The sequence below is a fragment of the Paenibacillus sp. NPDC058898 genome (assembly GCF_049316025.1).
Classification (GTDB): Bacteria; Bacillota; Bacilli; order Paenibacillales; family Paenibacillaceae; genus Paenibacillus_AQ.
The window spans coordinates 302,736-313,713 of the sequence record NZ_JBMOSM010000008.1; the positions used below are offsets into that span (position 1 = coordinate 302,736).

General features: G+C 46.3%; 12 protein-coding genes. 8 read left to right on the forward strand and 4 right to left on the reverse strand.

What is annotated here, in order from left to right; translation table 11 throughout:
- Positions 1 to 90: 90 nt before the first annotated feature.
- From ACOZB4_RS22360 to ACOZB4_RS22390, 7 genes are all read left to right on the forward strand, one after another.
- Positions 91 to 561: a VanZ family protein gene (locus tag ACOZB4_RS22360; RefSeq protein WP_379416438.1), complete on the forward strand. Its 471-nt coding sequence runs from the start codon at positions 91 to 93 to the stop codon at positions 559 to 561.
- Positions 562 to 645: 84 nt separating this feature from the next.
- Positions 646 to 2,595: an asparagine synthase-related protein gene (locus ACOZB4_RS22365; protein WP_379416441.1), complete on the forward strand. Its 1,950-nt coding sequence runs from the start codon at positions 646 to 648 to the stop codon at positions 2,593 to 2,595.
- A gap of 16 nt (positions 2,596 to 2,611) precedes the next feature.
- Positions 2,612 to 2,737: a paeninodin family lasso peptide gene (locus tag ACOZB4_RS22370; protein WP_114149298.1), complete on the forward strand. Its 126-nt coding sequence runs from the start codon at positions 2,612 to 2,614 to the stop codon at positions 2,735 to 2,737.
- Between the two features lie 102 nt (positions 2,738 to 2,839).
- On the forward strand, positions 2,840 to 3,763 hold the full coding sequence (locus ACOZB4_RS22375) for an aldolase (protein WP_379416443.1): 924 nt from the start codon (positions 2,840 to 2,842) through the stop codon (positions 3,761 to 3,763).
- A 266-nt stretch (positions 3,764 to 4,029) separates the two neighbouring features.
- A complete protein-coding gene (locus tag ACOZB4_RS22380) occupies positions 4,030 to 4,704 on the forward strand; it encodes a Crp/Fnr family transcriptional regulator (protein ID WP_379416446.1) in 675 nt (224 codons plus the stop codon).
- 68 nt (positions 4,705 to 4,772) lie between these two features.
- On the forward strand, positions 4,773 to 4,988 hold the full coding sequence (locus ACOZB4_RS22385; protein ID WP_379416449.1) for a YgaP family membrane protein: 216 nt from the start codon (positions 4,773 to 4,775) through the stop codon (positions 4,986 to 4,988).
- The gene (locus ACOZB4_RS22390; protein WP_379416451.1) at positions 4,985 to 5,374 is read left to right on the forward strand and encodes a carboxymuconolactone decarboxylase family protein; all 390 of its coding nucleotides are present in this window, start codon (positions 4,985 to 4,987) and stop codon (positions 5,372 to 5,374) included. Before ACOZB4_RS22385 ends, ACOZB4_RS22390 begins: the two co-directional genes overlap by 4 nt.
- Positions 5,375 to 5,601: 227 nt before the next feature.
- Here the strand turns inward: ACOZB4_RS22390 and ACOZB4_RS22395 are convergent, their stop codons facing one another.
- Together ACOZB4_RS22395 and ACOZB4_RS22400 are read right to left on the reverse strand one after the other, a co-directional pair.
- A complete protein-coding gene (locus ACOZB4_RS22395; RefSeq protein WP_379416454.1) occupies positions 5,602 to 5,832 on the reverse strand; it encodes a hypothetical protein in 231 nt (76 codons plus the stop codon).
- A 153-nt stretch (positions 5,833 to 5,985) separates the two neighbouring features.
- Positions 5,986 to 8,772: a glycoside hydrolase family 3 C-terminal domain-containing protein gene (locus ACOZB4_RS22400; protein ID WP_379416456.1), complete on the reverse strand. Its 2,787-nt coding sequence runs from the start codon at positions 8,770 to 8,772 to the stop codon at positions 5,986 to 5,988.
- Between the two features lie 697 nt (positions 8,773 to 9,469).
- Between ACOZB4_RS22400 and ACOZB4_RS22405 the strand changes: the two genes are divergently transcribed.
- Positions 9,470 to 9,646, forward strand: a complete 177-nt coding sequence (locus ACOZB4_RS22405) for a hypothetical protein (RefSeq protein ID WP_215162802.1) — start codon at positions 9,470 to 9,472, stop codon at positions 9,644 to 9,646.
- Positions 9,647 to 9,830: 184 nt separating this feature from the next.
- On the opposite strand, the gene ACOZB4_RS22410 is transcribed toward ACOZB4_RS22405, so the two are convergent.
- Both ACOZB4_RS22410 and ACOZB4_RS22415 read right to left on the reverse strand, forming a co-directional pair.
- Positions 9,831 to 10,250 carry a DUF1259 domain-containing protein gene (locus ACOZB4_RS22410; RefSeq protein WP_379416459.1) on the reverse strand — a complete coding sequence of 140 codons (420 nt, stop codon included), beginning with the start codon at positions 10,248 to 10,250 and terminating at the stop codon, positions 9,831 to 9,833.
- A 54-nt stretch (positions 10,251 to 10,304) separates the two neighbouring features.
- The gene (locus ACOZB4_RS22415) at positions 10,305 to 10,724 is read right to left on the reverse strand and encodes a DUF1259 domain-containing protein (protein ID WP_379416461.1); all 420 of its coding nucleotides are present in this window, start codon (positions 10,722 to 10,724) and stop codon (positions 10,305 to 10,307) included.
- Positions 10,725 to 10,978 lie beyond the last annotated feature (254 nt).

The following is a 10,978-nucleotide window of genomic DNA, read 5'->3' on the forward strand; positions in this document are numbered from 1 at the left end:
GATACATTATGTATCAATGGCCATTCCTGTTCCTGCAATTTATAAGAATGTACCCAATATTGAAGCGCTTTTATGAAAAGAGGCTCTCCTATGCGCATCGTTTTTACGATCATCTGGGCTCTTGCCCTGTTTATCTTCACTTGCTCCGTTAACTTCAATCTGCTGATCCAATATCATATTATTGATTTCCAGCTTAATCCCAATCCCGATTGGTCGGAGTTGTTAAGGCTTGATTTCCAATGGTCTAGCCAAGACTGGATTTTGCGGAAAATAGGTCATTTCATCGGTTTCTTTATTCTTGCTCTGCTCGCTTCGAATTTCGGTAAATATAAGTCGGCTTTTTATTTGTGTATCATCTACGCCGCCTTAACGGAAATCCTCCAGCTCTTCTTCTTCCGGGGTGGCCGGATCTATGATGTGATTAACGACGCCTTCGGTGTTCTCCTGGCTTATTTTTGCTGTCTCATCCTGTTCCGTAAAAGCTCCAGGCAGAAACGAAACGTTAATCTTGTTATTTCAACCAATTCCAATCATCCAAAACACGAAGAAAAAAAACATTGATACGTATTGTATCATGTTATATAATGACTACGATACAATAGGTATCAAGTAGTGATTGTTCTGGTCCAATTGGAGGAAATTCAAATGAGTGCTATTGCCGGTATTTATCGTTTTAATGGGGAAGCGGTCCAGTCGGAGCATGGCGGACTTATCATGGAGGCTTTGAGGCAATATCCGGCCAACCAAAGCAGGTTATGGAACATGAATCACGTCATGTTGGGTTGTCATGCACAGTGGATTACGGAGCAATCCGTCCAGGAATGTTTACCTTACTACGATTCGAACCGGGGGCTTGCCATAACGGCTGACGCCATTATCGACAACCGCGATGAATTAATGGATCAATTGCAAGTGCCGCATCATCCAAGGCAACATATGACAGACAGTGAAGTTCTGCTCCTCGCTTATGAGAAATGGTCCGAACGAATGCCGGAACGGTTGGTCGGGGACTTTGCTTTCATCATTTGGGACGAGAGAAAGCAGCTCCTTTTCGGAGCCAGGGACTTCTCAGGCGCAAGGACGCTCTATTACCATCATAATGAGCAGCAGATCTGCTTCTGTACGGCCATCAATCCTTTATTTTCATTACCTTTCATACATAAAGAGATCAATGAAACATGGTTGGCTGAGTTTCTGGCGATCCATGGCGTTTTTGAACCACCAGACGTATCCACTACGATTTACAACAACATCCTTCAGCTACCGCCATCTCATAAAATCATCATTAAGAATGATAACGTGTCGGTTACCCGATACCATAGCCTCTCGGATGTCATTCCTTTGCAATTGGCATCATCAGAAGAGTATGAAGAGGCTTTCCGGGAAGTATTCAACAAAGCCGTAACCGCACGGCTTCGGCGAACGAATCGAAATGTCGGAGCTCACCTTAGCGGAGGATTGGATTCAGGTTCGGTGGTTAGTTTTGCGGCCAGAGCGTTAGAGCATGAAAACCGTTCGCTACATACCTTCAGTTACGTGCCAGAAACCGGATTTGTGGATTGGACGCCGAAGCACAGGCTTGCAGACGAGAGACCTCTCATTAAGCAAACAGTACAATTCGTGGGGAACATTAACGCACAATATTTGGACTTCTCCGGAAGAAGTGCTTTCACAGAAATCGATGATTGGCTTGACATCCTGGAGTCTCCATATAAGTTTTTTGATAATTCGTTTTGGCTTAGGGGCATTTTCGAGCATGCAGAACAACGAGATATCGGGATTCTGCTTAATGGAGCCAGAGGAAATTACAGCATCTCTTGGGGACCTGCGATCGAATATTACACCAAACTCCTGAAGAACCTCAAGTGGCTTCAGCTAACGCAGGAAATTAAACGATATAGCAGGAACGTCGGAGTGGGTCGCAGACGGCTATATTCCATTGTCGGTCGTAAAGCTATCCCGGTATTGAAACAGCGAAGCTCTTCAATCGCTTCCGGCGATTTCCCACAATTAATCAATTCCGACTACGCCAAACGAGTGGGTATTTATGAGAAACTCCATGACCTTACGTTTACGGGAATCGGCTCGACAGACGATCTGCCTGACGACCCCTTGGAAGCGAGAAGAGTGCATTTCGAAAGAGTCAACATGTGGAGTGCAACCGGTACAAGTAATTGTAAACTTTCTCTTCGTTACTCTTTATGGAGCCATGATCCCTCGAATGATCTAAGGGTTATCCGCTTCTGTTTATCAACTCCCATGGAGCAATTCGTTCAGAAAGGGATGGACCGTGCTTTAATTCGTCGTTCTACTAAAGGCTGGCTCCCTGATTCCATCCGTCTCAACCATCGAACAAGAGGGATTCAGGCAGCAGATTCAATCCACCGAATGCTAAGTGACTGGCCTGTGTTTTTGGCAGAACTGGACCGTGTATCCCACGATTCCCGAATGCAGCAGATCATCAACATGCCTGTCATACACGATGCCTTAGCAGAAGCCCGCCAAGGGATCAGCCCGAATCAAGCCTACAATCCCGCCATTAAACTGCTTATGCGCAGCGTAATTTTGTATCGATTCCTACAAAAAAATTTCTGAAAGGAGGTGAATCTATATGAAAAAGGAATGGAGCGTACCTGCTTTGGAGGTTCTTGACATCAAAATGACCATGGCTGGTCCTGGTAGTGCGATTCCGGATGCAGTGCAACCGGATCCGGATGAAATGGTTCACACCAGCTAACATATAAAGTCATCATGTTCTGATAAAAAGAGCCCCTATACGCCTGATCGGGTATATGGGCTATCTTTTTTTATTCGCATATTAATCATTGGAGTGAGGACCATGCTTCAAACGTTTAAGCCAACCGCATATAAGGCCTTCGGGTTTTCCATCCATAGTGACATTCCCCTGCCTGAGTTACAGCCCGTCGTCCTCCCGGATGCTTTCGCCGATATTGTCATCCGTTATGCTGATCTGACCGAAAGATGGCTTGGAAGACCTGATAAGTCAAATAAAACATTCTTATGTACCGAAGATATGGTCATGTTCAGAGTACCTGAACTCGCTGTTTTTGCAATAGAGGGCGGGACGACCATTTCTGTCTCCCCAGAGAAGGGCGCTGCAGAGGACAAAATCCGGCTGTACGTGCTTGGATCTTGCATGGGTGCCCTTTTACTGCAGCGTAAAATACTCCCCCTGCACGGCAGTGCGGTAGTCATTGACCATAAAGCCTATGCCTTCATCGGCCACTCGGGACACGGGAAGTCGACGCTGGCCTCTGCCTTTCTGCAGAAAGGATATCAATTGGTAACGGATGATGTCATCGCTGTGACGCTGGATCAGCAAAATACTCCTTATGTAACACCAGCTTACCCTCAACAAAAGCTTTGGCAGGAAAGCCTCGAAGTTTTTGGAATGGACTCCCGTCATTTCCGGCCCTTGTTCGACCGTGAAACCAAGTTCGCCATCCCCGTTACATCCCAATTCTCCAACAAGCCCCTGCCGCTGGCTGGCATCTTTGAGCTCGTCAAAACGGATTGCCGTCAACTGCATATACGTGCGGTTGATAAATTAGAGAAGCTGCCACTGTTGCATCGTCATACCTATCGAAACCAACTTCTATCCGGCAGCGGATTAACGAAGTGGCATTTTGACATTACGGCCCGCATGTCCGGCAGTATGGCTATGTACCAGATTCAACGTCCATTAAACGAACATACCGTGCACCAGCTAACGGCCCTGGTCTTAGATACCATAAGTGAGTAATCGTGAACTTCATGGGTCGTTTATCTAATCATCCTGCAGCCCTCGAACACCCTCCATTACATATGCCCCTCATTAAGAATCCCCAAACGACAGGTTTGGGGATCATTTCACTATTCCACAGCTCAGCCAAAGCCTTTGTCTGTGTTACACCCTTTCACTTTCCCTGAATTCACATAAAATCACCATCTAATATTAATTAGGCCTATAATGAGAGTTAACCATATCCAGGTTTACGACGCTGAATTCAATTGTAAAAGGAGCCCCCTATGAATCCCTCTGAAATTGATCGAATAACCGCTATTCTCCCTTTCCTGTCCACGATTCCGCATCGTGATTGGCAACACGCTGAGCTCGTGTCCATAGACCCTTCTACTCCGCATAGGATTCAAGAGGGCCATATGCTGCAGCATGCGATGTTCATGGTGAAGGGAAGCGTCCGAATGCATAAGATTAGTGAGCAAGGAAGAGAGATCACCTTATACCGAGTCCAAGGCGGGCAAAGCTGCGTGCTCATGATGGCAAGTATTCTGGGAGAATCGGAATATGAAGCCTCGGCTTCAATTGAAGTGGAAAGCGAAATTTTGCTTATTGCGGTAGGCGTATTTAAAGAATGGATGGATCATAACAAACCTCTTAGACAATTTATTTATCAGCAATTTGTACAGAGAATAACGGCCGTTACGAACCTTCTCGAGGACATTGCATTTAAACCGATGAACTATCGACTTGCCCATTTTTTATATACGAATACGAATGACGATCTAACAGCACTGAGGATCACGCATGAACAATTAGCCATAGAGCTAGGAACAGCCCGGGAAGTCATTAGTCGAATGCTAAAGGACTTTCAAAACCAAGGAATCCTGTCGCTATCCAGAGGGAATATCCGTCACATTAACCGATTTGCTCTGGAAGAAATTATCCAGCAATATCGATCGTGACTTAGTCACGGAAAAGAAATCGATATCCCGCTAAGATGGAGTTAATTCCAATGATGCGGAGGTATGATATGAAAAATGTCGGTGGTATCGACCGGTTATTCCGGTTCATTCTGAGTTCCCCTCTTCTGTTTGTTCTTTTTTATCTAGATAGTAACTGGAGGTACATCGGTCTGATCGGGCTAGTTTTATTGTTTAATGTCCTGACTCGAATCTGCTTCATCAACCGTATTTTCGGGATCAATTCCTGCCGGATAAAGAGAGGGACAGGTGAGGGACCGCTATGACCCATTATTACGACTCTTCCAACTTAAAGAAAATTCCTGAGCTTATGCAGCTTGCCCCCGAGGCCTCCGCCTCTTTTCTAGCCTTTGAAAAAGACGTCTACCAGACACTCAATCACATCCCGCTAAAGACAAAAGAACTGATTGCCGTGGCCATCGCCCATGTTACAGGTTGCCCTTATTGCATCGACGTTCATGTGAAGAAATTCAAACAATTAGGCGGTACACGAGAAGAAATCCTTGAAGCTGTATTCGTAGCAACGACTACTCGCGCAGGTGCCATCCTCAGTCACGCCACCCATGCATTAGTTGCATATGACACCACAACACCTTCCCCAGACGACGTGCAGCAAAATGAACCTCCGGATCAACCTGAGTGTTTTTGTTAGCGCTGTTCCTAACGACTTGATGCATCAATAAGTATGTTCCTGCTTCAGAACATGAAGAAGACACTGGCCTGCGGTCAGTGTCTTTTGCTGTATGGGGGATCTTCTGAGCTGTATCATTTACACGTTCATATAAAAGCACCCGCTCTTTGCGGGTTTAAGGTATGGAGACGAGGGGAGTCGCTCCCCTGTCCGAAGACAGCCAAGGGAATGCATGAGATAATCATGCTTTAAGCATCCAGCGGAAGGCTTTCAATAGCTGTGAAAAATACGTCCAGCAGCTCTTTATCAAACGTTTGTTTTACGTAATCCGATATTCGCGCTAGCTCTTCCTCGCCGTTATATTCCAGGCATGCACGCCCTTCACACCATAATACCGTACAATGAAATCGTTGCTTCACATGCTCAATAACATAGTCTTGTTCCACACATTCACGGATCGCTGATGCCAAACGTCTCACACCCTTTCATCTCTTTAAGTTCTTGCATCACCCTTATTATTCAAATTTCAAATATTTTTTCGATGATATTCGTCACACATATTGGATATCAGTAGGAAAAAAGGGGTATCCAAAAGATCCTAGATCTGTTGGATACCCCCTGTCTTTCTAGATTTAAACCCGTTTAAATTCAATCCAGTCGATCTGCAAGCCGGGCTTGACGAAATCCAGCTTCATCTCATAATAACCCGCTTCCAGATCTACTTTGACAAGCTTCTGCCTAATCCATCTGCCGTCGGTACCATTCGTTTGAATCGTGGTTACCGGTTGGTCGTTCAGCGTTACGTTGCACGCGCTTTGGGCTAGTTCGGATTCCGGAGACATAATGCGCACAATGATCCGGTACTCGCCGGATTCTTCCACCTTCACATAAGTCGACCCCGCTGCAACCGGCTTTACTTGCGTGCTCTTCGATAAAGTTTGTGCTTGTTCCGGCGCGAGAGAAGGAGCGGATTTAAAAGTACCTACGGCTTCCTCGATCACCTGTTTTCTTGAAAATACCGGCGCATGCATCAGGAACCGACAAATGTTCATGGCGCTACGCTGTAACTCTCCACGAGTCAGCGTACCATTTTCCAAGGATGCCAAGGTATTGTCTTCCCATGCATTGATTTCCGCACCGTAATTCATAACCACCATGTAGAGATCATTTTGGGCGCGGACCATCCAGTTCGTGTTTTTGCGATCGGCTGGGCCTCCGTTCACTACGTCGTTCATAATGGCCCACCAGTCGGTCATCACGATGCCCTGGAATCCCCACTCTCCCCGTAGAATAGTGGTATTCAAATCATAATTGGAAGCCGCCCAGTGTCCATTGATCGGGTTATACGAGGTCATGATGGAGTTGGCCCCGCCCTGCTTCACCGCGATTTCAAAGCCTTTCAGGTAAACTTCCCGAAGGGCGCGTTCGGACACGATAGCGTCGACTTTACTGCGATGCTTCTCCTGGTTGTTACAGGCAAAATGCTTCAGGGTGGCATTGGAGCCGCCCTTCATAATCCCGCGCGTGCATGCCGCAGCGAATAATCCCGAGATCAGCGGATCTTCCGAAAAATATTCAAAATTGCGTCCATTCAGCGGGCTGCGCCGAATGTTCAGACCCGGTCCAAGTAAAGTATCAATGTTATAGCTAAGTAACTCTCGGCCTTCCATAACATAGAGCTCTTCGACCAGCTCAGTGTTCCAGGTTGCCGCAAGCAGGGTTCCAATAGCCACCTGCGTTGCTTGCTGTCCGCTGTCCATCCGAATCCCGGACGGCCCATCCGCCGTACAAGCCACCGGAATTCCGTAATCGAGCAAGCTGTCGCTCACCCCGCCAAAAGCCGAAGCCGTTCCCGCTGTAACCAGCGGACTGCTCATGCCTTCTCCTCTGACGATCACTGCCAAGTCTTGATCGCTTAGTTGAGCGATAAAAGCTTCCATGCTGACCTTTCCTTCATAAACATCCCTTAAGGTATAACCTCGATTGCCCGTTTGTTCCAAGGTAAGCGGCAGCTTTTGGTGAATGCGTTCCTCCATGTTAATCTTGCGCTGCGGCACCTCTGTATATGTCAGTTCGTATGAGCCGTCTTCCTTGCGACTCCCCGGCTTCATTCGGGTGAAGCCTTCCATTGGCGCCATGGCTTCCTGCAGCTGCTCCACAACTTGCAGCGTTTCTACAACGTAACCATCTTGGCCATCCAAACCGATAGGCTTCACATTCTTCACGCTCGTTCCCACATACAAACGGTAGGTTCCGGCCTCCAAGACATAAGCGGAAGCCTGTCCCGTCACACCGGCGTCATCATAGGAAGCCATGGCGTGGACCGGGAAGCTGATCGTGAGCGTCTGCGAATCCCCCGGCCCAAGCTCCGGCGTCTTTCCGAATGCCGCCAACACTTTGGCAGGCTTGCCCAGGACGCCTTGCGGCGCTTCGTAATAAACTTGCACAACCTCTTTACCTGTATAGGTGGTCCCGATATTTTTTACGTTTACTCCGATTTCAACGTACTGCGCTCCCTCTCTAACCACCAACCTGGCTTCTTGTGGCTCGATTTCAAACGACGTATACGACAAACCAAAGCCGAATTCATACTGGACGGCAGCGGGTCGAAACGTTTCGAAAAAACGGTAGCCCACATAAATATCCTCTTGATAAACATTCTTGAGCTCGTTGCCGTAATTACGGGTCGATGGATAATCCTCGATCGAATAAGCAATCGTGTCGGTTAATTTGCCGCTAGGCGTCACCTCGCCAACCAATACGTCTGCAATGGCGTTGCCGCCTTCCATTCCACCGTGCCAAGCATAAATCACAGAGGAAATCGGGTGCACATAACTATCATCGGGCATCCAGCTCATATCGATAATGTTGGACACATTCAGGACAACTATCGTGTGCTCGAAGTGCGTTGTCACCTGCTGCAGCATCGCTTTTTCTTCAGACGTTAACTGGTAACTGCCCGGCTCATTGGCATTATCCTGGTCTTCACCGGCTGTTCGCCCGATGACAACAATAGCCTTATCGGATGCCTGTCTTGCTGCGGATACCAGCTCATCGGTCAGAGGCATTTCTTTCTGATGCCACGGTTCAGCTGCCCAACCGCCGCCGCCATTATCGAAAGGGTTTTGTTCGATCCACTGTTCATAGGCCGCTGCCAATTGTTCGTTGACGGTGATGTTCTTCTTATCCCTAAGGCCGCCGAGCAGATTCGTTGTATGGGAAACATGAACGCTCCCGCCCGAACCCGTACCACTGCGGTAATAATTAATTTGCGTTCTGCCAAAAACAGCAACGGTTTCGTTCGGTTGAAGGGGAAGCACCTGTCCTTCATTCTTTAACAATACGGCACCTTCGGCAGCGACCTTTCGGCTAAACTCAGCAAAGCCTTCCAAAGGAGCTCCCATTCTCTGTGTACTCAATATATTCCCTCCCGTTTGTTTTCTCCTGTATCCAATTGATAATGAAGAAAGATTAGTAAATGCCTGACGAATTTCAACATTAGGTATGAGGCATCTATGTACTATCATAGTAACAAATTCTGTATAGGAATATGTGAAAAGTCTTGAAGTTGCTGAAAAGAGTGCAGTTTCGGTTGAGGGATCATCCGGATAATAATTTGCTAAACACAATCGTTGAGGACTAAAAACGGGTATGATAAGATAAGAATAGAAATAAGGACGGTGTGCCAACCGTCCTCAGTACAACATCTTGAGTGGAATCCCCTCCAAGATCATGTGTGATCAGAAAGTAACCCACTTCGGCGACAACCTAAGAGTGGGTTACTTTCGTTTATCGATGTAAGTTAGCAAGGCCAACAGGAATAACCCGAAGGTAAGCACTTCACCAAACGAAATGTTCATCGCATCACCTCCTTTCGGAGGTTGCGCCCACTCAAGGTGTGTTGTACCCTCTCAAATACAATAAATTGAAGGGATATCATAATACCGTGCAATGAAATCGCTGCTCTATGTGCTCAATAACATAATCTTGTTCCATACATTCACGAATCGTTGCCATCAAACGTCCACTGTAGATCTACAACACGTATATCCGTACAACGGCCAGCACATAATAATCCTCATTAACCTATATAAGTATACAAGGAGGAGCTTTCAATTGAGCACAAACCAACCGGACAAGAACCTTATCAACACGGTGGAACAGCTGGCAGAGACACCCGTGAACAGCCATGAGGCCCAGCAACAGCAGCAGGCTCGCAACGATCGCCGGAAACAAGCGCTGCATGACAGCGATGACAAATACAAAGAAAATGAATCCAAGAACTATCATTAGGATCGTCAATGATGTCTGAACTCAATTAACACGCGTGGTTCGCCTTCCTTTTCAAATGTGAAAACGTAAAAAAGCGACCGATCACGGTCGCTTTTCTAATGGTACAAATTGAATGATATCCACTATGACCTCACATATTTACCAGCTCAATTGTCTATATCGAGTACCTTCTTTTTGCTCCACATTAACCCAAGAAAGCAATAGAACGTTTTACTTTCCTTGCAAATGCAATGGGATTATCGACCGACTCCCAGTGAACATACATCAGGCGGGGATTTTCAAACAACCAGTGATTGTGGACGGCTGTTACTTTAATCCCATTTTTGCGAAGATTCGACAGCAAACGGTTCACTTGGCTTTGGAAGAGGGCCGTTTCCCCCAAACAGAGCGCGCGACCGGAGCTGTCCAGCGATTCAAACGAGAAGAGTTGGTAACGGACCAAAGGAGAAGTGGTACGTCTGCCTAAAATAGATGCCTTAATTATTCTATTTCTGGAGACAAAACAAACCGGGCCTTTTGTAATTTCATGCTCCGTTCCGCCTAAAATACTTGAGAATTGGTCACATAATCTTCTAAAGCGAGGACTTGCTTTCACTGCCACCATACGAAATCATCCTCTCATTAAATGATATAAATACAACTTTATAGCTCAATTGCATTAACCCAAGAATGCAATGGATTCTTTTGTTTTTCTTGCAAACGCAACAGGATTATCAATGGATTCCCAATGCATATACATTAAGCGAGGTTGTTCTTTTAGCCAGTGATTATGAAGCGCCGTTACTTTTATCCCACGTTTACGGAGATTCGACATCAATCGATTAACCTGACTTTGATGCACGGCAGTCTCACCCAAACAAAGCGCGCGGCCCGACTTATCAAGAGATTCAAACGAAAACATCTGCATTTGAACCAAAGGGGAACGCGTTCTTCTTCCCAAGATGGTCTCTCTTAGGTTCGTCATCCGCGTGACAAAACAAACCGGACCTTCATCAACTTCGGATTCGCCTCCTAGTATTTTTCCGAATTGGGTACATAGTTTTTGGAATTGCGGGCTTACCTTTACTTTTTCTGCCATAATAAATCCTCCTTTAAACATATTCTATGTATCCTATGATCGAAGGAGAAAATAGTATTGGACCAATAACTTATTTATAAGAATAAATTAGAGGTTGCAGCATTCCGGGCCTAGTACAAGCAAACATTCCAGCGGAAAAAGACCACCTTTAAAGGTGGTCAGATTGTCGAGAAACCCTGTACTTTTTCAAAGTACAGGGTTTCTCACATTTCAAATGGTCACTTCAAAAGGGGAAATGGGGGATTACCCCCTGT

Excerpts from the sequence above, each read along its gene's own strand:
- ACOZB4_RS22410 (WP_379416459.1), bottom strand. The coding sequence starts at position 10,250 with ATGGTGGCAGTGAAAGCAAGTCCTCGCTTTAGAAGATTATGTGACCAA.
- ACOZB4_RS22370 (WP_114149298.1), top strand. The coding sequence starts at position 2,612 with ATGAAAAAGGAATGGAGCGTACCTGCTTTGGAGGTTCTTGACATCAAA.
- ACOZB4_RS22365 (WP_379416441.1), top strand. The coding sequence starts at position 646 with ATGAGTGCTATTGCCGGTATTTATCGTTTTAATGGGGAAGCGGTCCAG.
- ACOZB4_RS22380 (WP_379416446.1), top strand. The coding sequence starts at position 4,030 with ATGAATCCCTCTGAAATTGATCGAATAACCGCTATTCTCCCTTTCCTG.
- ACOZB4_RS22415 (WP_379416461.1), bottom strand. The coding sequence starts at position 10,724 with ATGGCAGAAAAAGTAAAGGTAAGCCCGCAATTCCAAAAACTATGTACC.
- ACOZB4_RS22385 (WP_379416449.1), top strand. The coding sequence starts at position 4,773 with ATGAAAAATGTCGGTGGTATCGACCGGTTATTCCGGTTCATTCTGAGT.
- ACOZB4_RS22390 (WP_379416451.1), top strand. The coding sequence starts at position 4,985 with ATGACCCATTATTACGACTCTTCCAACTTAAAGAAAATTCCTGAGCTT.
- ACOZB4_RS22360 (WP_379416438.1), top strand. The coding sequence starts at position 91 with ATGCGCATCGTTTTTACGATCATCTGGGCTCTTGCCCTGTTTATCTTC.
- ACOZB4_RS22375 (WP_379416443.1), top strand. The coding sequence starts at position 2,840 with ATGCTTCAAACGTTTAAGCCAACCGCATATAAGGCCTTCGGGTTTTCC.